This is a genomic window from Halosimplex pelagicum, assembly GCF_013415905.1.
In the GTDB taxonomy this organism is placed as follows: domain Archaea; phylum Halobacteriota; class Halobacteria; order Halobacteriales; family Haloarculaceae; genus Halosimplex; species Halosimplex pelagicum.
On the sequence record NZ_CP058909.1, the window covers coordinates 2417547 to 2442274 of the forward strand.

Annotated in this window: 27 protein-coding genes; 23 read left to right on the plus strand and 4 right to left on the minus strand. The window is 56.1% G+C overall.

Going from position 1 to position 24728, the window contains the following annotated elements:
• The first annotated feature begins 5 nt into the window (after positions 1-5).
• From HZS54_RS11890 to HZS54_RS11905, 4 genes are all read left to right on the plus strand, one after another.
• Positions 6-689 carry a hypothetical protein gene (locus HZS54_RS11890; RefSeq protein ID WP_179922737.1) on the plus strand — a complete coding sequence of 228 codons (684 nt, stop codon included), beginning with the start codon at positions 6-8 and terminating at the stop codon, positions 687-689.
• Positions 690-692: 3 nt separating this feature from the next.
• Complete coding sequence (locus tag HZS54_RS11895; RefSeq protein WP_179922738.1) at positions 693-1676, plus strand: YggN family protein; 984 nt, start codon at positions 693-695, stop codon at positions 1674-1676.
• 170 nt (positions 1677-1846) lie between these two features.
• Entirely contained in the window at positions 1847-3811 is a 1965-nt protein-coding gene (locus HZS54_RS11900) for a hypothetical protein (protein ID WP_179922739.1), read from the plus strand.
• A gap of 132 nt (positions 3812-3943) precedes the next feature.
• Entirely contained in the window at positions 3944-5410 is a 1467-nt protein-coding gene (locus HZS54_RS11905) for an acyl-CoA/acyl-ACP dehydrogenase (RefSeq protein ID WP_179922740.1), read from the plus strand.
• A 3-nt stretch (positions 5411-5413) separates the two neighbouring features.
• Here the strand turns inward: HZS54_RS11905 and HZS54_RS11910 are convergent, their stop codons facing one another.
• A complete protein-coding gene (locus HZS54_RS11910) occupies positions 5414-7879 on the minus strand; it encodes an ATP-dependent DNA helicase (RefSeq protein WP_179922741.1) in 2466 nt (821 codons plus the stop codon).
• Between the two features lie 221 nt (positions 7880-8100).
• On the opposite strand from HZS54_RS11910, the gene HZS54_RS11915 reads away from it, so the two are divergent.
• The 18 genes from HZS54_RS11915 (at position 8101) to HZS54_RS12000 (ending at position 20545) form a co-directional block, all read left to right on the plus strand.
• A complete protein-coding gene (locus tag HZS54_RS11915) occupies positions 8101-8424 on the plus strand; it encodes a hypothetical protein (protein ID WP_179922742.1) in 324 nt (107 codons plus the stop codon).
• A 46-nt stretch (positions 8425-8470) separates the two neighbouring features.
• Positions 8471-8728 carry a hypothetical protein gene (locus HZS54_RS11920; protein WP_179922743.1) on the plus strand — a complete coding sequence of 86 codons (258 nt, stop codon included), beginning with the start codon at positions 8471-8473 and terminating at the stop codon, positions 8726-8728.
• A 202-nt stretch (positions 8729-8930) separates the two neighbouring features.
• Positions 8931-10187, plus strand: coding sequence for a hypothetical protein (locus HZS54_RS11925; RefSeq protein ID WP_179922744.1), 1257 nt, complete (start codon positions 8931-8933; stop codon positions 10185-10187).
• 789 nt (positions 10188-10976) lie between these two features.
• On the plus strand, positions 10977-12107 hold the full coding sequence (locus HZS54_RS11930; protein ID WP_179922745.1) for a hypothetical protein: 1131 nt from the start codon (positions 10977-10979) through the stop codon (positions 12105-12107).
• Between the two features lie 78 nt (positions 12108-12185).
• Entirely contained in the window at positions 12186-12512 is a 327-nt protein-coding gene (locus HZS54_RS11935; protein WP_179922746.1) for a hypothetical protein, read from the plus strand.
• Complete coding sequence (locus tag HZS54_RS11940; RefSeq protein WP_179922747.1) at positions 12505-12987, plus strand: hypothetical protein; 483 nt, start codon at positions 12505-12507, stop codon at positions 12985-12987. Before HZS54_RS11935 ends, HZS54_RS11940 begins: the two co-directional genes overlap by 8 nt.
• Entirely contained in the window at positions 12972-13325 is a 354-nt protein-coding gene (locus HZS54_RS11945; RefSeq protein ID WP_179922748.1) for a hypothetical protein, read from the plus strand. Before HZS54_RS11940 ends, HZS54_RS11945 begins: the two co-directional genes overlap by 16 nt.
• Before the next feature lie 27 nt (positions 13326-13352).
• Positions 13353-13727: a hypothetical protein gene (locus tag HZS54_RS11950; RefSeq protein ID WP_179922749.1), complete on the plus strand. Its 375-nt coding sequence runs from the start codon at positions 13353-13355 to the stop codon at positions 13725-13727.
• A gap of 6 nt (positions 13728-13733) precedes the next feature.
• On the plus strand, positions 13734-14459 hold the full coding sequence (locus HZS54_RS11955; protein ID WP_179922750.1) for a hypothetical protein: 726 nt from the start codon (positions 13734-13736) through the stop codon (positions 14457-14459).
• Between the two features lie 24 nt (positions 14460-14483).
• The gene (locus HZS54_RS11960; RefSeq protein WP_179922751.1) at positions 14484-14810 is read left to right on the plus strand and encodes a hypothetical protein; all 327 of its coding nucleotides are present in this window, start codon (positions 14484-14486) and stop codon (positions 14808-14810) included.
• 56 nt (positions 14811-14866) lie between these two features.
• Complete coding sequence (locus HZS54_RS11965; protein WP_179922752.1) at positions 14867-15388, plus strand: hypothetical protein; 522 nt, start codon at positions 14867-14869, stop codon at positions 15386-15388.
• Between the two features lie 37 nt (positions 15389-15425).
• Positions 15426-15989, plus strand: coding sequence for a dihydrofolate reductase (locus HZS54_RS11970; RefSeq protein ID WP_179922753.1), 564 nt, complete (start codon positions 15426-15428; stop codon positions 15987-15989).
• Positions 15990-15994: 5 nt separating this feature from the next.
• Entirely contained in the window at positions 15995-16981 is a 987-nt protein-coding gene (locus HZS54_RS11975; protein WP_179922754.1) for a hypothetical protein, read from the plus strand.
• Positions 16965-17126, plus strand: coding sequence for a hypothetical protein (locus tag HZS54_RS11980; protein ID WP_179922755.1), 162 nt, complete (start codon positions 16965-16967; stop codon positions 17124-17126). Before HZS54_RS11975 ends, HZS54_RS11980 begins: the two co-directional genes overlap by 17 nt.
• On the plus strand, positions 17119-17529 hold the full coding sequence (locus tag HZS54_RS11985; RefSeq protein ID WP_179922756.1) for a hypothetical protein: 411 nt from the start codon (positions 17119-17121) through the stop codon (positions 17527-17529). The genes HZS54_RS11980 and HZS54_RS11985 overlap by 8 nt, the downstream gene beginning before the upstream one ends.
• Positions 17530-17674: 145 nt before the next feature.
• The gene (locus HZS54_RS11990) at positions 17675-19171 is read left to right on the plus strand and encodes a DUF6610 family protein (protein ID WP_179922757.1); all 1497 of its coding nucleotides are present in this window, start codon (positions 17675-17677) and stop codon (positions 19169-19171) included.
• A gap of 53 nt (positions 19172-19224) precedes the next feature.
• A complete protein-coding gene (locus tag HZS54_RS11995; RefSeq protein WP_179922758.1) occupies positions 19225-19671 on the plus strand; it encodes a TRAM domain-containing protein in 447 nt (148 codons plus the stop codon).
• Between the two features lie 73 nt (positions 19672-19744).
• Complete coding sequence (locus HZS54_RS12000; protein ID WP_179922759.1) at positions 19745-20545, plus strand: sigma-70 family RNA polymerase sigma factor; 801 nt, start codon at positions 19745-19747, stop codon at positions 20543-20545.
• A gap of 201 nt (positions 20546-20746) precedes the next feature.
• On the opposite strand, the gene HZS54_RS26700 is transcribed toward HZS54_RS12000, so the two are convergent.
• Both HZS54_RS26700 and HZS54_RS26705 read right to left on the minus strand, forming a co-directional pair.
• Positions 20747-21747 (minus strand): IS630 family transposase gene (locus HZS54_RS26700; RefSeq protein WP_179922760.1). Its coding sequence is split into 2 segments (ribosomal slippage): positions 20747-21255 and positions 21255-21747, totalling 1002 coding nucleotides; the frame shifts between segments, so codons are not numbered across the junction.
• Between the two features lie 42 nt (positions 21748-21789).
• Complete coding sequence (locus tag HZS54_RS26705; protein WP_218927146.1) at positions 21790-21993, minus strand: BRCT domain-containing protein; 204 nt, start codon at positions 21991-21993, stop codon at positions 21790-21792.
• A 78-nt stretch (positions 21994-22071) separates the two neighbouring features.
• On the opposite strand from HZS54_RS26705, the gene HZS54_RS12015 reads away from it, so the two are divergent.
• Entirely contained in the window at positions 22072-22899 is an 828-nt protein-coding gene (locus tag HZS54_RS12015; RefSeq protein WP_179923005.1) for an IS5 family transposase, read from the plus strand.
• A gap of 21 nt (positions 22900-22920) precedes the next feature.
• Here the strand turns inward: HZS54_RS12015 and ligA are convergent, their stop codons facing one another.
• Positions 22921-24687: an NAD-dependent DNA ligase LigA gene (gene ligA, locus HZS54_RS12020; protein ID WP_179922761.1), complete on the minus strand. Its 1767-nt coding sequence runs from the start codon at positions 24685-24687 to the stop codon at positions 22921-22923.
• Positions 24688-24728: the final 41 nt, after the last annotated feature.

Below are 24728 nucleotides of genomic sequence, written 5' to 3' on the forward strand. Positions count from 1 at the left end.
AAAACATGGATTCGACAGCAGAAGATGGCATTCAAACGGTCATCAGTGCGATCAATGAAGCGGGTGAGGGCTTTCGTATCCTCGCTCAAGGAACCAACACCACGGAAGAACTCTTGGACACACTCGAACCTCCGTGGTCGGAGTACATCAGGGAACACGAACCGTGGGACCGGGCGTTCGTCATCTGGTACGATGGCGAGCCCGCACGGGTCGCGACGAACGTCCGTGATCAGTGGTCGGTTACACCGGCACCCTCCAACGGTATCGTAGAGCGAGCGAACGTCTACGCCGAACTTGGGAAAGGGGAGCGGGGGCTCGTTCCTGGGCTCACGTACGAGCCGGCTGGAGAGGAATCGGTCGGTATCAGACTCGAACTGCATCCAGTCGAAGGGCGAGAAGACCTGTTCCGTACCGTTGCGACCGACGGTTCGCCGATTCCCGACATCAAGTTCCAAGTCTGGGACTTCGAGATCGACCAGCCAGCCATCGATGCCTATCGCCACTTCGACCGTGGAGACAGAGTCCGTGTCCTTGAGACGGGCGAAGAAGGTGAGGTCCAAGGAACGAACGGGCGGACTGTCACACTCGACCTACCCAGTCGAGATGAGGACTTTCCCGCGTTCTACCCCGACGAACTCGAGCAGGTCAAGGAAACCGAAGACGAGACCGAGGAAACAGCAGCTGATTAGACGATGAGTGACACGAGCGAACCCGAGTCACCGAGCGAAGATGCCGCCGCCGGACAGGAGAGCGGTGAAGACGAAGAGTACCAGCCGATCCACTTTACCGAAGCTGAGTACGACGAGTTCACATCACTGAACGAGAAAGCAGAAAACGAACTCACAGACCAGGAGGTGACATCGAAGATCAAGTACTCCGTGAAGCGCCGATTCGACCCGCCGACGTGGGCGCTGGTCTTCGAGTATCAGTACGAGCGGAATGGCCGTCGTGCCGACTGTTTAGCCCTCAATACGAGCGCAAGCCGGAACTTCAAACTGGTGGGCTTCGAGTTTAAAGCCAGTCGCTCCGATTGGCTCTCGGAAAAGCGCGACTCCGAAAAGGCGGACACCTTCGTCGAACTCTGTGACGAATGGTACGTTGTCGCCGGTCGACGGGGTATCGTCGAAGAATCCGAACTCCCTGACGGGTGGGGGCTATTCGAGCTCAAGCCGAGCGGCCAGTTATGGAAACTCGTTGAATCAGACCTCAACGCCCTCCAAGACGCTGAACCTGACCGGAGATTCTTCGCGAAGTTCTTGCGGAAAGCTCTGGGAGGCGACTCCAATTTCGGCTACAGTGACATCAAGGAAGCACGCCGGCGGGGGTACGACGAAGGCGTCAACGAAGAGATCGAACACAAGATCGGCCGTGAGAAGCGGAAGCTCCGTGAGAAAGCCGAGAGTTTCGACAAGATCGCTGACTCCGACCTTCACCTCTACCCGCCTATCGACGACGAACGAATCGCACAGCTCGAAACCGCCGAGCAAATCGTCAAAGCGGTAGCAGCAGATGACTTCAGCAGTATCAGAGGGCGTATCGATAGCCTCGAAAGTCAGTTAGAACGCGCCCAGGAGCGGGTCAACGAGGAGACCGATATTCTCCGCGAACAGTTGAACGAACTCGAATCCGAAGTCACAGGAGTTGGAACCGACACAAACACCGAGACTGACGAGTGACCCGGTTATCAGGTGTCGCTAAGCGTAGACCAGTACTGGAACCCCAACCTCCGATTTTCAAACCGTCGAACCCCACCAGATATTTGTAATCTTGCCTTGCACGTATCCATACAGGCTCAGTCGAGACAGCCAACACCAAGAAGAGGGATATTATCCCACCAGATACAATCATGCCATTTGACCAATTATTCGCGACCGGCCAGTCCAGAGAGCAGGTTATTTCCACAACCTTGCTCACCTTGCTTGTATCGTCGCTCCTCCTCGCAGGAGCAGTTGGAACCGCCACTGCAACCACGTATTCATCCTCAGACTCCCCAACACCAGAATACGGAGACGACACTCCACTCGTCGACGAGTCCGAAGCAGTCGATAACAGTTCCGTCGTAGTAAACGGAGACGGAAACGTTGTAAGCGGAAAACAGGTCGGCTACGGCGAACCCGTAGGAAAACTTATCCGAGTCTATTGGCTGAACGGCTTAGAGAAGACAGAATCTGTCATTGTACGTGATGACAACGTCGTTACGCGGACAGGTCAAAACGTCATCGTTGAGGGCGGCGGTAGCGTCGGTGTATTCGACGAAACTCCAGATATCCGGGCGCGATACGACAACGGAACAGTCGAAAAAGTCGTCGTAAACGGGAGCAATATCGAGACAGAAAGTGGGCGAAACGTCAAGACTGAAGAAGGCGAAAACGTCGAAATCAACCGCAATACCTTCAACGACCACGAGTTCGTGATTGACATCCTCAACACGAGCAACGTTGGTGAAGGTGAGGTGATGGAGGTCACCGTTAAGGTCGGAAACATTGGTCACGAGAGTGGGGAGGAGATTATTGATATAGAAGTCGACGGCCGGGGACAAAGTCCGCGGATAGTGGAACTCGATCCCGGCGAGACGCAGAAGCTCGACCTCCAATACTTCACACGATCCAAAGATGCGCCCGGTGTCGAGTTAACGGCAAAGACACCTGATGATAGTGATACGGTCACAGCGCCGATCGATAAACCGGACTTCCGAATCGACATTCAAAGCGCCGATCGCGCTGTCTCGTTCGGAGAAGAGATTTCAGTCTCCGCTGTTCTCAACCGGATCGGCGGTTCACACGAGAAGACCTACGCAATCGATTTCCTCGCTGACGGTTCCGTCACCGATACCGAACTCGTCTCCTTAGAGCGTGGGGGAAAGACGGAAGTGAACTTCACCTACAAGACGAACGGTGGTGATGTGCCATCTGTTCTTGCGACGGTCTCTGGGCCGGGTGAGGCCGAGGACGCTCAGAAGATAGCTGTTCGGCTGCCGATTCTGGCTGTGGATAAGGTCTATCCTCCGAAAAACGTCTCCGAGTACGAGAAGGTGGATGTTACAGCGAAGGTAGAGAACTACGGAACCGATACGAAGAACCAGACCGTCCAGCTGGCGGTCTCGAAGAACGGGACGAACGAGACGACGATCGTTGATAAGAAGCGGGTGAAGCTCGGGAACCGGAGTGAGAAGAACGTCACTTTCGCGTACCACACGAAACCCGAATACCACCCCCAACACAAACTCACGGTTTCAACACCGGATCACAACCGCTCAGTCACGGTAAAAACGAACGCAACGGCTGTGCATAAATTCGAGACTGTCCCGAAGGAGACGATCATCGCTCCATCTGACGAGAAGCGAACTCTCAAACCCACAATCAAGAACATCGGGCACGCAAACGGAACAGCCAAAGCCACATTCAAGCTGAACGGGTCGGTCGAGAAGACGATAAATCTCAGCGTCGAGGCCGGGAAGACAGCCTCTACGAAGTTAGACGTCGAGGTTCCACAGAACGCTTCGGTAAAGTACAAGATCGCGGTACAGCACGATGAGACGAACGGGACGATAGCGCCACAGCCCTCAGCGACGGCCACTCCAAGCGATACGGCGACGGCTACCGCTGAGAGTGGAACGGATACTGATACGAACGCGACGGCGACCCCTGGGGGCGAAACAGACACTGACACTAACGCGAGTACGACGGCACCTACTGGAAACAGCGGAAGCGGTGGAGGGGGGCTCCTCGGATTCCTTCCGTCGGTTCCGGTTCTGTTGGGAACGGGATTTACCGTGGTTTTAGTCGGGTTGATCGCGCACGCCGCATCGTGATACTCCCTCACCGTAACCGGCAGGGTTGCCAGCTTCTTGGGGTGAGTACAGAGTTGAGGAAATAGTACTACTCAGAAGCTATACCGGCGGATCGGGCAAAAATTGAAGGGGATGGTGCCAAACATACATTCAATGGGTAAGACTGTCTTTCCAGTAGAGGATTTGTCCCTGAAACCAACCCCCAAATCGTCCGAGTGTCCGCTCGTAGAAGAAGGCACAGCAGAGCGATCTAACCCAGAAGAGGCACTCCCAGAAGAACCGCCTGAACTAATCCTCCCCCCGGAATACCAAGGGTTAGACGTGGTCGTTATCGGGCCAAAGTATGGGGATATCGTCGTCAAACTCACCGACGACGATGGTTCAATGGTGGAACGGTTCGCATACCGGGTTATCGACGAAGAGCAGAACAAAGTGGCTGCGAAAACTGACACGCGAGAAATCCCGCCAGAAATCAAAGCCGCATTACTGAAAACCGGATGGTTCTGTACTGATTGGGGTGAAAATTACACTGCAACTGGCGCAGACTACCTCGCCAGCCTAGGGGCCGCCTGCAAAGAATTGGCTGAGAGAAAAGACTTCGAGGAGAGCTCAAACAGCCCGTTTGAGGATGATGAACTCTACGGAAGTAGTCTGCTCTTGCCTGAGAGCTACCAACCAGACAAGATCGCTGACATCACCTATCGCACGTTGATGGCAGTCTACTACTCGAAGTTACTCAGGAACGGTGCCTGCCATGATAGCCTGCGGGAAGAAATCGAACACCGGATTGCAGCAGATGACATGACCGGCCCGACTGAAGCCATCAACCAGATCATCAGGGAACGTCATGACCAGGAAGGACAACCGGACGTTCAAGAGAGCCAAATAATCAAACTCGGGAGTTCCGAAGAGGGTGAAAGAGACCCCGGACAACAGGTGATGGCCAGCCTCACCCGCAACACGGTCTCTAACGACGTTCCAAACACCTGCATCAACTACCTGCCTGAATTCGGGCCGGAGACCGACGGGCACAACTACTGGGATACTGGGCGGGCTACTGTCCCCTATTACCACCTCCCATATCACCAGATAGATGACCGGTACATGGTGAACACAGAAGTCGTTGAAAGAGATGGAGACGAAATTCTGCAGGTCGGTGTAGTCACTGGGGCGTTCGGGTTCTACGAAGAATTCAGGCAGGTACAGGAAAACGAATACATCACCTCCAACGCGGGTGACAGGCTACCAGCAATATACTGTGCCGCAGTAGTCCGGGCAAGGGGCGGAGAAATCAGGAATCTGCCGACTCTTGACGAGGCCTCAATCGAAGGCGTCTATCTAGCTATCGCTGAGGTAGCAGTCAAGATATTCAAAAACGACTCAAACCTCCACAACGAGACGCTTCGGAAGCTGGACGACGTCACCTCCACGATTCGAGCACAAGCTATGGGCAAAGCATCAGAGACGGAAACGGTAGACCAAGAAGATCTCCCGACCGGAGCCACAGGGGATGGTCAACACACAGTATTCTCTCAAGAGCAATTCAACGACGGACTCGTAGGACGACTTCCAGACAGTATGGAGAAGATCGGCGATGCTATCGAAGACGAAATTTACTGAGTTTTAGAACTGCGACCAGAACTGCTGGAGGTTGCGTTCTAACCCATTAGGTTCGGTCTCTTGAAATTCTTCGCGTGAGTAATCGGGGAAGTGCGAAAGCACACTCGACTTGCCAGCCGCTTCGGTGTACCGCTCGTCGACAAGAACTCGAACACCAACGTCATCATCACCCCGAATTACGCGCCCCAGTGCTTGCCGCGTCTTCCGTACCGCCGGGACGGTGAACGCATACTGGAATCCGAGCCAGTCCCCGAAGCGAGAAGAGTAGGCTTTCTGGATCGCGTTCGCCAATTCCGTTCCAGTATTCGAGATCGGGACGCCGCAGATCACTACCGCTCGGAGTTTGTCGCCATCGAAGTCAACACCCTCAGTTAGCGTCCCTCGAAGTCCCGTCGCGAGGATTTTACCACCACCATCGAAGAACTTCCGCTTCAGCTGCTCGGTCGTCGCGTCCGAACTACTCTCGTCAGCCAGTACCGGCTTGTTGACCGCCGTTGTGTTCTCAAGGACCTCCGCTGCCCACTCCGCCTCCTGGTAGCTCGGCATGAACACCAAGACGTTCCCCGGCGTCGTCTTCGCTACATCCGTGAGGACGTTCCGATAGACGGTCCGCAGGCTTTGGTTCTCCTCCGGTGGCCATCGCTCACTCCATGTGAACTTCGGGGCGTTCACGGCGATACTTGCCCGCCTTTCCTTGGGGAAGTCCATCCCGAACATGGAGGTTGAAACGTGTCGAGCGCGTTCCTCTGGGGGTGTTCGTTCCTCATCCTCATCGTCGTCGTTCTCCTCTGTCTCTTGGCCGCCGTTCCGCAGTTTCTCGTAGCGGTCGACTGCCTTCGTCACCAGCGTCTCAGATGGTTGAGCGCCGTGCTTCAGTTTCCTGATCCCCGTGACCTCCTTGTAGACATCCAGCGGTGCGAGGGTAGCCGACATGACGATCGCGCCGCCGAAAGAGTCCAGCGTTCCAGCGATTTCGTCCTGCGGGATGCAGTTGTTAACGCGGATTTCCGCTCGGAACGCTCGTTGCCACTCCCGATCGGTAAGCTCCTCGTCTGTCTTCGCGTTCCGTCGTGGGTTCAGTTTGAGTTCGCGGAAGTATTCGGTGTAGTTGCCGATGAGCCACCTGTTCATCAGCTCGCGGACGCGCTCGATGGCGAGGTCGCCCTCGGGTGTGGTCTGGTCGATTTTCTTCATGATCCGCTGGCGGATATAGGCGACTGCGTACCCAAGGTGGAGGGCTCGCGTCCAGTCACTTTCGACGCCGTTCTTCTGGACCCAGTCGTCCAGTACGTCACCGTTCTCTCGTTGGATGCTGACCGAGTCTTCGGATACGGAGTCGGGCATAATCGAGTCTTCCCACCGACTCCCGTACGATTTGGTGAGGTGCTGGTCGATCTGATCGGCGAACAGATCGTAGGTCGCAGAGAGGAACCGCCGTAGCCCTTGCAGTTCACTCCGTCCGTAATCAGCGTTCTCGACGATGCTTTTCGCGATACGAACCTTCCCGCCGTGGCCCTTTCCGTCGAGCCACTTCAGGACCATATCGACATCACGGATCGCGTACCGAAGCGTTTCCATCGTCACCGAATACGATAGCTCATCTCGGACCTTGTTCACCATCTCGTGTGCTTCGTCGACGATCAGAATTGTCGATTCATCAATCAGCCCGCCGGTGAAGTTTTCGACGGTCTGCGGCGAGAAGACGTGGCTGTAGTTCCCGATGAGAACATCCCCATCGTCGACCATCTGCTTCATCGCCGCGTGTGGGCACGTGCCCTGTTTCGCGCCGTTCCGTAAAGTCTCCCTCGCCGTCGTTCCGTGATGTATCTTCACCGCGCTTTTGTCCTTGTAGTCGTTGACAAAGTATTCCGCGTAGAACGGGCAGTATTCCTCGCCCATCGCTTCGGGGATGCCCTCGGTATAGGGCGTGTCGACGCCGGCGACGGACATCTGATCCTCAAAGGGATCATCATCAACGCTGACGCGGGCCGCAAGTCCGTATGCCGCGTCGACGCGACGGTCAGCTCGGCCTTCATCGACCGCCTCGGACAGCAGGCGATCCATGTTCTCTCGGAGTTCGAGACAGCGGTGGTAGATCTCGTCTTGGTCGATGTGGCCGGTCTGGACGTACGGACAAACGTCGGGTTTTCCGACTAACGAGAGTCCTTGGAAGTGTTCGTCGGTATGCGTGTTGATCGAATCAAGATCATCCTCGAAGGCTCGGAGCTGCTGTTTCTTTGACGTGACTACGAAAAGGCGCTGGAATTTCGTGTTGGGGTCGCGGACCATCGATAAGCCAGCGGTCAGCGACATGAGGGTTTTACCCGTCCCGCACGCCCCTTCAAGCAGGTACAGGCCGTTATCTTGGAGCGTGTCTATCGCCTCGTTGATTCCACGGACTTGTTTCTGATACGGGTCAAATGGGAATATATCGGCCCAATACCCGTGCTGTTGAGATTGGCCGGTCATATGGACACCATCAGCTTCGTCTCAGACTGGGGTGGCTGTGCATAGCAGGGAACGGGGCATAATCCCTTGGGTTCAGTAGATCTTGCTGAGTTTCACCGACACCCTACTCGTCGCTGGCCTCTGAGAGGATTTCTGCCTCCCAGTTTGGATAGAGGAGTTACAGACTGTGGTGAAATCGCCAAAACAAACTTCACTGGTTGCTCCGAAAAGAGGGACGTGTTATGAGTAGTCCCCTCGCCGGAGTAGCGCGGTGTTTCGGAGCGGCCAGCAACACCCTCGTCCATCGTGGGATAGTGCGAGAAGCGTCCGACTACGCCCGAAGTAAAATCATCAGGCGAGTCATCGGCGGGTTCCTGCTGTTTGTTCTAACCATCGTTGTCTTCGGATTCGCTTGGTATGTCGGTTCGAGAGGAATGGAAGGTGCAAGTGCCGTTGGGATATTCACTCTGATGGCCTTACTCGCACTCATCACTGACGAAAACAAGTGGTACTTCCTCTCATGGTTGTTCGACGACGCCGAGTACGTCTACAACATCGACAGGTAGAGAGATGGTTTCTACCCCCCGATTTCAGGTGGAGTTTGGATAGATTATGTCCAGTAGTTCATCGACTCTTACACTCGAAACGATCCAGAACTGGCTCGACGAAAACTACAACTCAGCCATGTCGACGTACGTCTACGACGACCACGTTCGGCTCACGAACGGCTCGCCAGCGCACTATGTCGACATCTACATCGCCGACGGCCAATCGCTGACCCTCGAAGGCGAACGATACGGCGAAACCATCACAAAATCCTGCAACGCAGCAAAAGACGCACTCCTCGACACACTCTCGAAGACCATCTAAGCGATGGGGGTTGGTAGGTTAGGTGGAGGAGATGGCGAAATATTTCCCTCCCCCCGTTGCCGTAGGCGGGCCGTTCGGGGCGGAGCCGGGGTGTATCTCAGGACGGGGCCATCGTGAGCGTTCAGGCCGGGGCCGAGTGTTGGCGCGGCGGCGGGGAGTAGCCGGGGCCGGCAGAGGACTGTTCAGTACAGGAGACCACACAATGTCAAAATCAGCATCCAACCAGTCAGGCGGAACGGACAACAGAGACGACCAACGATCGTTTTCTCGTGAGGATTGCCCTCCCGAACTCGACCCATACTGGCCGTCGCGAATCGAGGAGGACCGAATCTGGTACAGCCACTACACCGAAGCGGACGAGCGGTTCTACGCCCCCGACGAAAATCGGATCTACCGGGTTACGAACATCCGCCACGGGCACGATATATTCGACCTGGAACCATGTGCGGTCGCGACGGATCTCGCAGACGGGTTCGTCCAGCCCAGCAAGGACGCGCCCCATCGGATCGACAACATCTGCGCTCTCGCCGGTGCGATCGAACTTGGAGAACTCATTCACCTGGAGAAAGGGGCGCTTCGCGAGGTCGGCGACTCCGCGTATCTATCCGTCGGCCAGCTCACCATCGAAATCGACGATATAGACGCAGACCCCGACGCGCTGCTCAAGCGGATCGATACCCCGGAAGGTCCAGACGCGGCGGACCTCGCAAGGGTCGGTCCAGCACTTTCCGACGCCGGCGTTGACGCCACTCTATACGCCCCACTGCCCGTCGGCGAACCACAGGAATCGGAACCGGATTCGGAACCCGTATCGCGAGGGTTGCCTACCGGCGCTCAAAACGTCGAGACGCACTTCATCCCGGTTAGTCCGTTCTCGAAGTGGACATTCGAGGACGATACGATCCGCGACTGGGTAGAGAATTCCTTCGAAGAGGGTGAAACCATCTTGAACGCCTGCGCTGGCGAGACAGAACTCACACCGCCCCCAGACGGAGAGATTCTCCGAAACGACATCAACGAAGAGCGAGACGCCGACTTCCACGTCGACGTCGCCGAGCTTGCAGGGCTGGATAACCTCGAAAGCAAAAGCATCGACCGGATCATCTTCGATCCTCCCTGGTCGCTGTATCAGTCGAATCTGAGATACCAGGGCGAGCACGTCCATCAAGTCAGCAAAGAGGGAACGCACGACATCGATCTCTCCGAACTGCCATTCGATACGCCCGGCCCCGGTGAGAAGACGCAGATTGGCCACGCGGCAATCGCGAAGCGCGGGTTCGACCACCTGCTCAAACCGGGCGGCGAGGTGATCGAAATAACGTACCACGGAACCTCAATGCCGAACCAGATGGGATACGAGCGGCAGGAGAGGGTCATCTTCGACCCCGTAGGCGAGGCCCGTGCGGTGATCGGGAGCGTCGACCAGAAGACGCGACAGGAACTGTCGGACTTCCTCTAAACCCGGCTACGACGTAGCAGGCTCCCCGACCGTATGGCCGGCTCCAATTCGTCAAGCGGAGCCAACAGTCCGATGTAAGTATGGCAGAAGTGAACTATTCCTTCTGAGTAGTCATACTCAATATCCACTTCGTCGTTTGATTCGACGATACACTCAACGGCGAAGAGATCGTAAGCCCGTTCACCATCACAGATTGAACAACCTTCATGCGGTCCGCGAAAGGCATCATCCAGTCCCGCGATCGTCTCCTGGACGCACGAGAGACAGAAGACACCAAGAAGACCTTCACCGCGAACGCCAACGACTGCCCGATAGCAGGCGTTCTCTGTTCCACATCGACAACAATCCATCCTTACTCGCGTATTCCCCACAGAGACACTTACTTCTTTAGGCGAGGGGTGCAAAGTAGAGAATAGAATGAGCCGTTCACATAAAGCGGCAGCGCGAAGCAACAGCGATAGGTCGGGGTACTTCAACAAGCGCGTCTTCCTCGGGCTAGTCTTCGCTGTCGTTACGTACGCTACCTCCATGCTCGTCTTCCCCCTGTAATACAGAGGTACAGCGAACACTGATGCCGCTCCTTTCGGAGCCGACAACTTCGAGGGCCGTGGTGATGTTCACATCATCACGGCTAGGAGCCCGTTCAACACGCTTGATGGCACGCTTCTGCGGCCTTGCAGAATTCTCTCCATCTGTGTGGGTGATGGGTAGCTTGTAGCTGGTTACTGGATGAGTATGGCTCTACCGACCACCCCAACACTTATGGATCGAGACCAATACTGTCTCGGTATGGAACGAGACAAATACCGTCTCGCCGAACTCGAAGAGACAAACCACCTACTCGCGACCCTCGGCGACCTGAACCTTGACACGGAAGCCCTCCTCATAGCCATCCACGCCGCCGACGACGAACTCACCAAAGAATGGAAATCCCAAGGCGCACTTCAGCAATGGAAGGGCCAACGCAACTCCCCAGCGGTCGAACTTGTGAACGATATCGTCGAACATACAAGCGAATCCTGGTGGGTTCGGTACAACCCGAACACTGGTGACGAGCCCACTATCAGAGTCCATTGGAAAGCACTATCGAGGATAGAAGCCACAGAAGACCTCCTCGCGGAGATAGCTGATGGCGAGGACCGCAAAACGGACCTCATCGAATCCGCTATCGCTGATACGATATATACCGTCGGAAAACGAGTGGTTGAGTCCCGCTATACTGAACGGGAATTCCTCGCATTCCATCTCGGCACCTCATACTCCGTCGACCAAACCGCCTCGATCATGACTCAGATCCTCGACTCCGACCAATCCTCGGGGGCTGTACGAAAGTACCAAAGCCGGGCAGCTGACAAACTGAAGTTAGCACACGCCACACTTGACGTGATGCGTAGCCCAGAACCCAAGCAAGTCTCCGAACTACCATCCCTCGAAGCACGGCTCGAATCGCCACTCGATGATGAAACGAAAACCGCTCTGATAGAGGGACTGCACCGTAAGATCTACTTCACCGACAAACACAGTAGAACTAACGTAACTGCATCCCCTACCGAGAACATCACCCTGGATTTCAATTTCATGGGTGACCAAATCGAGTCCTTCATCCATATAGACACAGCAGAAATCGACCGGACAGTCTACGTAGACGAAATACACGACGGGAACATCTCCAATGTTGAGCGGGCATCTTCCGGGAAAGAACTCACCTCGCTTGCAGACCTCTCTGCTAGCAGTGCTGCACTTGTTGACGACATCCACGACATCCTCGACGAATTATTCCCACCACAACCGCAGCAGAGTATGGTTTTCTCCGGTACCGAGTCAGGTTGGACATCAACACAGGCGTTAGCTGACAGCAACGAAGGGGGTGGTGTCATCTCGTTCATCGCATTCATCGATATGCCAAAAGCTCTCCACTGACTACCACTACCCGGAACAGCACCACTACTTTGACGGGAAGGGAGCCGCCGAGGGTTTGTATTCACCGTTGAGGGTGAGATGAAGTCAGTAGAAACACCGGAAGAGGAGTTCAGTCACTGGTATGACGAAGAACTCCACCAACCAATTCAGCCCGAGGAGTACCGCGAGGCGCTAATCAACGAGATGGAACTGCAGACCGGCGACACGTACGAAGTCGACGGTGAGGCTCACCAAGTCCACACCGTAGATGCGTTTTCGGGGACCCTCGTCGTCCACGACCCGACGTGCAACAACCCGCAGGACGCGCGAGCCGGAACATGGGAAGCCTCGATCCTGGATCTCTACGCGGATTGGAGACAAGGTAAGGCTGTCCCAGCGAAGATGAAAGTCGTCTCCGATGCCTGACGAACAGCTCCCCCACCGACGGTCCAGTTCCCGGCGAACCCACCTCACCAAGACACACGCCGTTCACCGCGTCGAAGACGGCGAGTACGAACAAGACATCACGGAGTCCGCCGATCCGAACGAGGTGCTGGCGTTCCTGCAGAGCCTCGTTCAGTGGTACGAGTCCGACGTCGACAAGCCAGAAGAGTTGTTCCTACACGCGGAAGTCGAGGACAGCGGGTACGTCTATGTTCGTGACCGGCAGGGCGGCGAATGGGTGATGTGGTCGGTCAACGAGTGGGTCGCCCCGAAACCCGGTGTCGATGTCGATGCGTGGAACAAGAACGGCAAGGACGCCCTCGAGGACGAGGGCACCGGTATCAACGAACCGGTCATCCGCACTATCATCAACGCGATCGTCTTGGCCTACGAGGAGCCGAGCACCATCCAGGAGCGATTCGACCGAGTACAGGTCGAATCATGCAGTTCAAACTGACCATGAACGGAAGCAAACTCACACAGTACTCGGACGTAGAGGAATTCAAGCAAGCGGTCGAAGAGGCCGACGACAGCACCCTCCAAGTCTCACATGATATCAAGGGGACGCCAATGGGGTGTACGGTCGAGAACCTCATCGAGTGCATGGAGAGCTTCAACGAACCGATGATCGTCGTGACGAACCGGACGGACGCGCCGATCCCGATCGGGGCCAGTTTCGGGGTCGAGCACCTCCACGGTTTCGCTGACCTCATCGAAACGCTCGGGACCAGCTGCATCGAGGACGTCGAAAAAGTCGAAGGCGGGTCGCTGGAAGTCGGCTATCACTTCGACTAACCCCCGTGAACAAGTGAGTGAAAGCAGATGACCGACGCTGAAACAGTCACCGTCCGAATCTGGCGTGGTCGGCACAACGACCAGGAGGGCGACCCTGACGAGACGCACGAAGTGGAACTTCACGACGGAGACCGCTGGAACGCTGACACCATCCAGTTGAACGACAGTATTCGAGACGTGGGCTGGCTGGCGTTCGATGTCGTCGATCTACCGGAGAGTATCGACGAAGTGACGCTGTTCGTCCACGCGAGCGACTCGTTCCACGAGCCGGAACCGCTGAACACGCGAGCTGTCGAGCGAGGACTGGTCTTCGATGGGCGTCCGTACAAGCCCGGCATCAACGCACCGTGCTTTCGGTTAGAGGGCACCGTGAAGTTCCACGTTGCGAGAGACGCGAGGTAACTACAGATGGCGAGAACACGAACACTCGGCGATTTCGGAGCGGACGGAGAACAGGACGGACTACCTTCGACGCCTGCGGACTTACCGGATCTTGACGAGATCCCACCAGTCAGAGCGGATCACGAGCGGCTCCTCGGCGTCAGTACTGACCGGACGGTACTGTACCACCGACCCAGTCACGAACTCTGGAAGTACGACGCCGACGTCTTCGCAGAGACGGGCGAGTTCAAGGTGGTGGAACAGTCGAACACAGCAATGGGAACACCTGAGTTCAAGGAGTTCGCTGACCAGATTCGAGAGAGCGACTGGTTAGCGACGACGCAGTACAGCGATATCTTCTTCGGTGAAACGCACCCGGACCAGTATCCCGAGGAACTGCCAGCGCCCATCGACCAGGGAGAAAACGACCGTGCTGGTGAACGGCTACTCGGCGTCGATTCGCGGGGAATCGGCCACTACGAAGTCTACGAAGTCGATATTCCGTACATTCGGCGATACGTCCCATTCCGTGGAGATGAGATCGTCCACTGGGACCCGAATTACTACGGATACGTGACCCCAGAACGCGGGTTAGCGCAGCGCCGAATCGCGCAGTACATCATCACGACAGAAGTCGAGTGCCACGGCTGGATGCGACTCTCCGAATACGGACAGTCGCTGACAGCCGCACTTCTCGAAGAGCTTACGCCGGTCCGCGAACTGCTCGAAGACGGCCCGGTAATCCCCGAGTGAGAGCCAGAGTGAAGGTTTTTACTGGTGCGAGGGGAAGTGAACATCGGAGTAGAGAGTAGCTGTATCAGGAAGAAACAGCAGACGACGGCCGTCAACAACGGAGTTGCTACAATGGGCTATCACACGACATCAGGAACAGACGACGAACGAACCGTATCCGAAGGAGACAGCGTCATCTTCTCCGGTACGGGATACCGAACTGAGGGAGAGGTCACAAAGAAATACGACGACGGCAGTTTCATGGTCGAATGGACGTCGAACGGCGAGGAACGTGGTCAGATCTTCCGTCCGAAAGTTTTCGACCGAAGTGCCTTCGTCGAGCACGAGCCGAAAGAAGAACAGACAGAATGAGAGATACGGTTCTCACTTGGGAAGGCGGAGCCCCATCCGACGACGAGCGAGGCCTGGTGAAGCAACGAGTGATCGCCCTGGACTACGCGGATAACCCGAACACGGAACTGGTCCACCAGCTCATCAAGCACGGCAAGGGAGGCAGTGCTGACCCGTCCTTCGAAACGGAGTTCATACTAACAGTTTCACCGCACACTCCGCCGCGAGGGAAAACCGAACGGTTCCCTGAAGGCGACACGATCACACTATCTGAGTGGTTGACCCGGCCATACGGAAACCCCGATAAGAAGGTCGCGCACGAAGTGCGGTTGAACGTTCTCGGGAGCGAGACGGGATACGCGACCGTCGCAGTAGAACGACGTCGTGCCGACCCAGAGCGGCCATCCCCAAACGCTGAGTGGAGAGTCGATTCAGAATTCACGGTCGTCGAGGAGTACCAGTTCTCTGTGGGTTCCCGTAAGCCGGAGCCAGCATCTCAACCCGCCGAGCAGCAACACACAGACGGGCGAGAAGGGAATCCTGAGAACGTCGGCGTCGAGGCTGACCTCGAAGCGAAGATGCCCGACTCGCTACAGTAACCGAGACTATATTGCGCTGAATTGAATACTACCACCAATGGCAGGACGCACTCATCACGAAAACGGAGCAAACGGGTTCGAGCCGCCAGACTCGATAACGATCGTACTGATCGCAGCAGTGGCGAAGAACGGCGTCATCGGTGACAGTGGCGAAATCCCGTGGTACTACCCCGAGGATCTGGCCCACTTCAAGCAGGTGACGACAGGCCACCCTGTCATCATGGGCCGGAAAACCTTCGAGAACATCCAGTCCGACTTGGGAGGCCCACTTCCGAACCGGACGACAGTGGTACTCTCCCGGCAATCGAGTATCAACGCCAGTGATGAAGTGATTCATGCTGGAAGCCTGGAAGAAGCGTTTCGGGAGGCGGCGGCTGATGCTCAGAATCGAGGCGTCGACGAGGTGTACGTAGCTGGAGGTGGAGCGATCTACGAAGCGTCACTCCCGTACGCCGAGAAGATGGTTCTCACGGAACTCGGTGATCCGTATCCAGGCGACGTAGAGTTCCCTTCGTGGAGTGCCGATGAATGGTCAGAAGTTGACCGGGATTCGCGCAGCGAACTCTCGTTTGTCACCTACCACCGCCAACCATCAGAGTAGAAACAATGGCAGAAGAAACAGTCAACAGTAAGCAGAACAACGGCCCTGAGCAGTCTCGCCTCTCTGGAAGCCGGCAGGCCAACAGTCGCGAACTCGGCACTGAATGCGACGTCGAATCCTGTGACGAGCGCGTGGTCGGCCTCGACGATGGCTGGGAGTACGAACGAGGAGTAGTGTGTTCCTCGTGCATCGAGTTCCGGCAGCAGCACCACCACTGGCCGGACGAAGATGTCGAGACCTGCCGTGAGTGTATTCTCGATGACGGCGGAGCCGTTCACGACTGTCCCGAAACCAGCATCGACGTGTTGCTCCGGCCCGGAGACAACTGCCCGAACTGCGAATTCGAGTTAGCCGCGACGGACGGCGGGCAGCAAGCGAGCGGTGTTGATCGCGAGACACCCACCGGTATGGAAGCATGGGAAGACTGGATGCGTGAGCACGGAATCGTCGGGCACGGTGGCCGTCACAAGAACGAGAACCGAACCGTCTGGGCGCTCGACGTCCCCGAAGATACCGAGGTCCGCGTGAACCTGACAGTCACACTTCCGAACGGTGAGACGGTCACCTGGGGCGGGTCAAATATGCCTGGACGGTACGAACTCGTCCAGAAGACTGGCGACCTCGAAGACCAGCACGAACAGACACCACAGGACGAGTGGGAAGAACACAACGAATCGTTCACCTACGAGCCGCCGCAGAAGCCGCCGGAAGCATGGTCGTCCAGCGAGTATCAGGAACTCTACGATCGCGTCATCAGTCGCCGCACCGAGTGGTTCTGTGACGAGTGCTCGGGACGTGGCCCGATAAGGACCCTCAAGAAGGCTCGTCGCCACGTAGAGAAGCAGCACGGCTCCGACTTGGTTGAGAAGCACGCACCTAACGAAGACGAACTTGAGACAGCGACCGACGGCGGTAAGTCCTCGAAGACAGAAAAACATGAGAGCGAGAACCACGGTCTTGCGGAGTTCTCAGGAGGTGAGCAAGATGCGTAACCGGCCGGCCGATCCATCGATACCCGTCAACGCCGACACGCCCAGCGACTTCAACGCACAGGCCGTCGTTGAACGGTGGGAAAAGATCCAAGAGCAGGGGCATCCACTCGGTCCGAACAGCTCTGGGAAGGTTGCCGATGAGTAATCAAACCGATACCGACACCGACCGATGTGACACCTGTGAAGAGAACGAACCACTCCCCGCGATCTCAGAGTGTAGAGAGTGTGTGAACGCCGGTTTACCTGATGGGTTCGAGTTACCAGAGGGTACGCGGGAAAAGGCGGAACAGGCACTCGATGCAGGTGCTGACCATCAGTTCGTTGAGTCAGACCTTCCAGAACTAGCCACAGAAGATGTACTTCATCTCCAGCGTCAGTATAATCTCCACGGCCGAGAGCGCGTCGTTGGATGGCTACGCGCAAAAGTAGCCCTTCCGACAAGGCTGGAACTCGCTCAACTGAACGGCAAGGACGTAGACGAGGAGGCCTACTACGAATGGGTCGCTGACCAGTACGTAGATGCAGACGCTGCTCAAACAGAGCCATGACAGAAAACAAGAGCCTCTCAAAAGACATCCGTTCCTGAACGGTTTCATAGACGCCACTTCTCTTGAGGAGTATACTGCTATTGAGTGGCTCCGCTATTCTGGTAGGTTTTTTCCTCCCGAGGCAGCTTGAAGGAGTTCGGTTCGGATGAGTAGTAGCCAAGTTGATCTCGGTGAGTATGGAGTAAGCGACCGGTCTGGCGGAGCGTCCGAACCTACCAACGAGAGTAACACAGAGACAGCACCCGATGTCCCGCTACTCGGGTTTGAATCGCTGCCCGACGAGCCCGCCGTCGCAGACGAGATCGCCGCAGCGCGAAACGCTGACTGGGCCGTCTTCACAGGACGATACCCGTACGTCTTCGATGCGGTACGGTTCGGGTTCGGGATCGGACACCGAGAGGATAGCTCCTACCAGTGGACGCCCGACGAGGTTGACCTCCCGGTTCACTTCCTGGATAACGACTACCGGAACGCTGACCTTGACCGGTTCATTCAGCGGGTATTTGAATACGAGCCTGAGATCGCTGTCCTCGGCGACCTCTACGACGCCGACGACCTCGACGATCATCTCATCGCAGCCGCCGAAATCTGGGACTCGTACCCGGATATGGAACTCATCCTCGTCCCCAAGACCGAAGAGGTGCTATCTGAGATTCCATCGGACTTCGTCCTCGGGTACCCAAACGGTACGTCGGATGTCCAGGCGCTGGATATAGCGACTCACAAAGAGTGGCGCTCTCTCCCCCACAGGCTCCATATTCTCGGCGGGACACCGCTCTCTGCATACGAGCATATCGTCGAGTTGACTCGGAACTATATCACGGACACGCCGGTCGCTGACATCGCCGGCGTTGATTGGAACGGCTACCAGCGATACGCAGAGAACCACGGAGACTACGCCGATGCAGAAGGTGGATGGCACCGGAATCTCCGAGAACAGTACATCCCCAAGCGTGACCTCATCCAGTACTCTCTGCTCAACGCGAAGCACTACTGGACAGGCGTCGGCGTCTGGCCAAATACCACACCTGAAGACCTCCCCAGACGAGACGAACTACTCGGAGCGAACCGGAGCAGACCGGTTGACATCACGATCTCATCTGACGAGCGTGAGTTAGTGTTGTCGCCACCACCGTCTTCGGAACGACGTTCCCAGCCCATCTACCGGACGGACGATACGCAAACAGAGGTTATCGAACCACTGTCACCAGTTGCATCAGTATTCTCAAATCTCTCTTGGGAACCAGACGGGGCGCTTTCGGGCGGAGCATCGTACTCTACTCCGCAAGCGCATTTCACCGAACCGACCTGCTTCGGCTGCGGCGCTCACATTCTCGCAGAACCCGACCAGTGTACTGGAGCGAGAGCCGGCGAAAGTGAGACAACTACGCTCCAACTGGTGTCCTACGAACACCAGCGTCAGGAAGATATGAACGATTACGAGTCCGTCGCAACCGACGGACCTGACGCGCTCGAATCGGATACCACGTTCCCTGCGATTCACTGTTTCTGTTCGGATTCCTGCCGTGAACGCGCGGAGTATGAGTCACCACACCTCCTTCTACGGACAGACCATAGTACGGAGACTGGGTGGCCGAACGGAGAAACCGTCACGAAGCTCAAGATCACGAAACGGGCGTAGAGATTTTGCGGATAACGAACCTTTATGCCAGTGTTTCCCTATATATCAGCCGCATGGCTGAAATCCCTGATTCGCTTCGAAGTCTTTTCACTGGCCGAATTGAAGAGCAGGATGGTCGTTATCTTCTCGAAATCCCAGAAAGCGAAGTCGAGAACGGAGCAATCGACCCGTCTGAACCCTACCGAGTCGCTATCCTCAGGGAAGCGAGAACGGGAACGTCCCAGGAGGGCGAGTCCAGTAACCAGAAGCAACAGAGTGGATCGGCGGAAGAGCAGCAGTTCGACGGCCCGCCAGTTGAGGAAGGTGAACGCCGGACGGTCACAATCGACGACCTCGGTGACCAGGGAGACGGTATCGCTCGTGTCGAGCGTGGGTTTGTCGTGATCGTTCCCGATGTAAAACCGGAGGACGTCGTCGAAATCGAGATCGAGAACGTCCGAGAGAACGTCGCCTTCGCAGAAGTCGTCGAACACAAGGAAGCCACGGCTGCCAGCTTGTAGTTTCACGAAATCAACCAAGACCATATGGCTTCTGGACACCATGTTTTATACAATCATGGCTTCATGAGTGCATATGGACGTAGAACACAACTTCAAAAACGTCACAGCAGATGACCTATCCCAAAGCATTCTAAAGCAAGCCCCCACCAATGCGGGTTCAACAGATCCCGAAAAGGGCATTGAACACCGGCTATACCACCTTGGGAAAGACATCTACGCATACTCCCAGATCCCAACAGAAAAACAACAACGGGACGAAGAAATCATAAATATCGGTAAGGTCTCTGCTGCAGTTCCGTGGCCTGGTATCGACAAAATTAGACAGAAATACCAAGAACTCTATAGCGACTCTGAAGACGTTAAAAAGGCAGATAATATCGATTGGGATGAAGTGACAACATTTGAGCCAATGCTTGAAATCTATTGCACAAATATGCCGTCTCGCCTAAACCAGATATACTTCAACAGGCAGACTATTTACGTCAACGCAGAAAGGTTAGGAATATACGGAGATGAACTAGAAAAACACCCCACAGATAATGAAACGAAAAAAGCACTCTGGAACACTATCTGCAAACTAGTAGATTCAGAGCAACCGAAACATCTTGAGTCACCACATTTCCCTGTAGAACTGGCCTTTGAACCCGTCTTTGAGTGGGAACTACGCGCTGGCTTACTCGTGGAATTTGGTGCGTTTAAATGGGCAAGCGAAACTGCCAAAACCGTCGCACTACGTGAGAAGGGTCTTAAACAAACTGAGATCGCTGAAGTACTAGACATTGATCAAAGTACGGTATCAAAGAACCTCACCCGAGCGAAGAATATCTTAGCTCGGGTATACTGGACCCTCGAGAATAAACCAAAAATCGAATGAAAACCCGAACATCGCTTACAGAGGTGTCATCAATCACAAAGAAGAGTCCACAATTAGGGGTATAACGCCAGCATTACAGTTATCCTTCAGTTGCCATCAGCCGCTTCTCGAAGACAACTCCGTCAACGATAGTGACATCGTTCTCTTCAGCAGCAGACTGCTTCCGACTACCCGGATTCTCCCCAGCAACTATAGTGGACGTTAGAAGTAATTGCTCACATTTGGAAGCGACAGTTGGTCGAGAGCGGTATCGATCGCGGTGGTCAGTTGCTCAAGCGAGTCGAAGAACCGGTTGCTGAGAGCGTTTTGGAGTTGTCGCCAACACTCTTCGACAGGATTGAGTTCCGGCGAATACGCCGGCAACGTCACGAAGGCAAGGTCGTCACGGGCCGCCAGATCCGTGACGGCCGACGCCTGGAAGTACGGTGCTCCGTCTAGTACGACGATCAAGTCTTCTTCGAATTCTTCGCATAATGCGAGAATGAAATGTTTCGCGTGATCGGCGGTGACGTACTCGGTGAACCGTGAAAAAAAGCAGTCACCATCTTCGGTGATCGCGCCGAGCAGACACGTCCAGTCGCGTTGACCGGACAATTCGACGCTCGGCCGCGTGCCGCGCGGAAACCACGCGGCACGCGGCTCGACCTGCACGGATTTCTTGGTTTGATCGATACAGACTATTTTGGCGTCCATCTCCGCTCGCTTTTTTTGATCTCGTCGTGGAACTCCTCTTTGTCGGATTCCTCGGCTTCGGCGGCTGTACGTCGAGGTTTTTGATAGCTGAGTCCAGCTTCTTTGAGCAACCGCCGACAACTCGCAACCGAGTATTCGACGCTGTACGTTTCTTCGAGAAATTCTTGGGCGAGCGCCGGCGTCCACGCCGGCGCGTCGATCCCGACCTCTTCAGGAGACTCGTTGACGGTCTGTTCAAACTCTTCTTGCTGTGATTCTGAGAGTTTTCTTTTTCTTCCGGATCGATAAGCATCAGAGACGGCTTGCTCAAGCGACTCGTCGGTGTCGAGTCGCTTGAGCCAGCTGTAGATCGTCCGTCGTTGAACGTCGTACCACTCGGCTAGTTCAGTCTGCGAAACACCGTTTTTGTACGCAATTGCCGCTAAGAGCCGTTGTGTCGGTTTCTTTCCGTCCACGTTGTCGAGGGCGTCTTGCAGTTCCTCGACGGAGATCTCGTCGAGATGATCCACTAGTAGCTGTAACGCACTCTGAGTAAAAAATTCTATCGGGTACTATAGAAGGTCTGTAACTCCCGACACGCTACTCGTCACGCGGCCACCTTCTGCTTCGATGATCTCGGTCGCCTCCGACCGAGACAGTTCCGGGAGTTTGCCGGTGAAAACGACCGTCTGGTCCTCGAAAGCAGACCCCCCTTCCGCGAGTTCGTTCGTCGGAGAGACTTCCTGTAGTAGACGGTCGAGGACATCCCGATTCACCGGCTCTGGTGAATCGCTGGACAGCGTCGGTTTCGACCGTCAGAACTAGGAAGATGAAGCGGGAAACCGTCGATGTCCATGTCGAAAATTTCCCGCTTCACGAGCAAAGTCGTTCAGTTAGCTAAAAATGCTGTTGGTGAGCGAGGCGAAGTCGCCGCCCCCGAAGGGGGTGGCGGCTTCGCCGAGTATGCGGTGGTGTCGCTGCACTGTCTGCGGGTTTACCTAGAAAAATCCTACCGAGAAGCACTTGATTTGCTGAGCGAGATGCCACAAATACTCGGGGAGATCGGCCTCGACGCGGCCGATCTCCCCGACCACTCTACGCTAGTCAAGTGGTTTGACAGAATCAAGACAGCACTCTGGCGAGTACTGCTGCGCCTCTCGGCGCAGCTGCACGAGCCGAGCGGTCACGCCGCCATCGATGCGACGTTCTTCGACCGCGAAAACGCTAGCAAACACTACTGTCGGCGGACGAATTACCGGGCTCAGACGCTCAAAGCAACTGCTCTCGTCGACACAGAAAGCCAAGCCATTCTGGACGTTCACTGTACGACCGAGAAACGCCACGACACGCAGCTCGGCTGGCAGGTCGCCCTCCGCAACGCGGGCGACCTCGCCAGCCTCGCTGCCGACAAAGGCTACGATTGGATGGAGTTACGCGAAAAACTCCGCGAAGAAGGCGTGAGACCGCTAATCAAACATCGTGAGTACCGGCCCATCGATCACGCGCACAACGCGCGGATCGATGGGCCGCGATACCGCCAGAGAGCGATGTGTGAGACCGTCTTCTCGACGATCAAGCGCACGCTCGGCGACACCGTGCGTGCGCGAACTTGGTACGGTGAATTTCGTGAACTCATCCTGATGTGTGCGGTTCACAACATCAAGCAATCGCTAAACCAGTGAAATCAAGCTACGTCTGGCGATTCACCAAGGCCGATTCACCTCCATCTGCAGATACTCTCGAATCCGCCGAGCAGTCACCTCTCCAACGTCATCAACTGTCGTTAGGTCTGACGACTCGGCTTCGCGGAAAGCGTCCACAGAACCGAACTCTCGGGCGAGATCGCGAGCAGCTGTTTCACCGACCTCTGGAATACCCAACGCCGTGAGGAAGTCGTGCAGCGCCGGTTCTCGACTCCCGTCGATTGCCTCAACGAGGTTCGCTGCCGATTGGTCCCCGTAGCCTTCGAGAGACGTAATATCGTCCTTGGCGAGGGCGTAGAGGTCTGCAACGTCTTCGATGAGTTCCGCTTCGAGGAAGTGGTCGACGGTCTGTTCTCCGACACCGTCGATGTCCAGTCCCTTCCGGGAGACGTAATGTTCGATGGACCGACGGACTTGCGACGGGCACGAGAGGCCGCCCGTACAGACAGCCATCGGGCCGTCACGCTCGATGTTGCTACTACACACCGGACAGGTCTCGGGGAACCCGAAGTGGCCGTCAGCGCGGTCCTCGACGACTTCAGCGACCTGCGGGATGACATCACCTGCCCGTTCCACCCAAACCCGGTCGCCGATGCCTGCCCCCAGTTCGGCGATCTGCGCGGGGTTGTGGAGGCTTGCCCGCGAGACCGTTACGCCACCGACATCAACAGGGTCGAGCAAGGCGACCGGCGTCACCCGACCCGTCCGCCCCACCTGTAGGACAACATCGCGGAGAGCCGTTTCTTCAGTTCGTGGCGGAAACTTGTACGCGAAGCAGTATCGCGGGTGGCTCGACGTTCTGCCGAGTGTGTCCTGGTGGTCGTGATCGTTCACCTTGAGGACAACCCCATCGATCGCGACGTCCATCTCGTCTCGGACTTCGAGAGTCTCGTTCCGGTATGCGACTGCATCCTCGATGGTCTCCGCCTGTTCTAACCGGGGTGGAGACACGAAGCCGAGGTCCTCAAGGAACTGATTGGCCTCCCATCGTGTTGCGAGTGGCTGGCTGGACTCCAGCACGTCGAACACGAGGAACTGGAGCGGCCGTTCTGCGACGATGGACGGGTCTTTCTGGCGGATAGTTCCGGCCACCGCGTTGCGTGGGTTAGCGAACGGGTCATCTCCGACTTCAATCTGTTCCTTGTTGTACTGCTGGAACGCTTTGCGCGGCATCACCATCTCTCCACGTACAACGAGCCGTTCTGGGGATTCAACCGGTAACCGAAGTGGTATCGACGGAACAGTCTTCGCATTCGGTGTTACGACCTCACCTTCTTCACCGTCACCCCGCGTGACGACCTGCTGGAGAAGGCCATCCTCATAGTAGAGAGCGAGGGAGATTCCGTCCAGTTTCGGCTCGCATACGAAGGACACCGACCCATCTGTCTCGCGAACCACACGGTCGCCGAACCCACGGACGGCGGACTTCTCTCGCGACTGTTCGATGGAGAGCAGTTCTGTCGAGTGAGTCGCCGTATCGAACTCATCGATAGGTGAGGCACCGACCCGCTGCGTCGGACTTCCTTCATCATCGACATCGAACTCCGATTCGAGTTCCTGCAACCGTGTGAACAGTCGATCGTACTCAGAATCGGCAATCACCGGGTCCCCGTCTACGTAGTAGCGACGGTCGTGATACCGAACCGCTTCCTGTAGCTGTTCGGCTTGCGTTGCCGCCTCCTTAGCACTCAATTCCGCTACACCCTTGAACTGGGGGAGCGGCGGGGCCAAGTATGGATTCTCCTGGGCTGACTGGCTTCGGCTCATCTGCTCAGGTCTTCGGAGGGCACCTCCTTAAAGTTGGAGAC

Coding starts and splice junctions, on each gene's coding strand:
- HZS54_RS11950 (WP_179922749.1), top strand. CDS start 13,353: ATGACCGACGCTGAAACAGTCACCGTCCGAATCTGGCGTGGTCGGCAC.
- HZS54_RS12000 (WP_179922759.1), top strand. CDS start 19,745: ATGGACGTAGAACACAACTTCAAAAACGTCACAGCAGATGACCTATCC.
- HZS54_RS11945 (WP_179922748.1), top strand. CDS start 12,972: ATGCAGTTCAAACTGACCATGAACGGAAGCAAACTCACACAGTACTCG.
- HZS54_RS11895 (WP_179922738.1), top strand. CDS start 693: ATGAGTGACACGAGCGAACCCGAGTCACCGAGCGAAGATGCCGCCGCC.
- HZS54_RS11940 (WP_179922747.1), top strand. CDS start 12,505: ATGCCTGACGAACAGCTCCCCCACCGACGGTCCAGTTCCCGGCGAACC.
- HZS54_RS11915 (WP_179922742.1), top strand. CDS start 8,101: ATGAGTAGTCCCCTCGCCGGAGTAGCGCGGTGTTTCGGAGCGGCCAGC.
- ligA (WP_179922761.1), bottom strand. CDS start 24,687: ATGAGCCGAAGCCAGTCAGCCCAGGAGAATCCATACTTGGCCCCGCCG.
- HZS54_RS11985 (WP_179922756.1), top strand. CDS start 17,119: ATGAGTAATCAAACCGATACCGACACCGACCGATGTGACACCTGTGAA.
- HZS54_RS11930 (WP_179922745.1), top strand. CDS start 10,977: ATGGAACGAGACAAATACCGTCTCGCCGAACTCGAAGAGACAAACCAC.
- HZS54_RS11920 (WP_179922743.1), top strand. CDS start 8,471: ATGTCCAGTAGTTCATCGACTCTTACACTCGAAACGATCCAGAACTGG.
- HZS54_RS11900 (WP_179922739.1), top strand. CDS start 1,847: ATGCCATTTGACCAATTATTCGCGACCGGCCAGTCCAGAGAGCAGGTT.
- HZS54_RS11925 (WP_179922744.1), top strand. CDS start 8,931: ATGTCAAAATCAGCATCCAACCAGTCAGGCGGAACGGACAACAGAGAC.
- HZS54_RS11975 (WP_179922754.1), top strand. CDS start 15,995: ATGGCAGAAGAAACAGTCAACAGTAAGCAGAACAACGGCCCTGAGCAG.
- HZS54_RS11970 (WP_179922753.1), top strand. CDS start 15,426: ATGGCAGGACGCACTCATCACGAAAACGGAGCAAACGGGTTCGAGCCG.
- HZS54_RS11995 (WP_179922758.1), top strand. CDS start 19,225: ATGGCTGAAATCCCTGATTCGCTTCGAAGTCTTTTCACTGGCCGAATT.
- HZS54_RS11955 (WP_179922750.1), top strand. CDS start 13,734: ATGGCGAGAACACGAACACTCGGCGATTTCGGAGCGGACGGAGAACAG.
- HZS54_RS11905 (WP_179922740.1), top strand. CDS start 3,944: ATGGGTAAGACTGTCTTTCCAGTAGAGGATTTGTCCCTGAAACCAACC.
- HZS54_RS11910 (WP_179922741.1), bottom strand. CDS start 7,879: ATGACCGGCCAATCTCAACAGCACGGGTATTGGGCCGATATATTCCCA.
- HZS54_RS11890 (WP_179922737.1), top strand. CDS start 6: ATGGATTCGACAGCAGAAGATGGCATTCAAACGGTCATCAGTGCGATC.
- HZS54_RS11990 (WP_179922757.1), top strand. CDS start 17,675: ATGAGTAGTAGCCAAGTTGATCTCGGTGAGTATGGAGTAAGCGACCGG.
- HZS54_RS11935 (WP_179922746.1), top strand. CDS start 12,186: ATGAAGTCAGTAGAAACACCGGAAGAGGAGTTCAGTCACTGGTATGAC.
- HZS54_RS12015 (WP_179923005.1), top strand. CDS start 22,072: ATGTCGAAAATTTCCCGCTTCACGAGCAAAGTCGTTCAGTTAGCTAAA.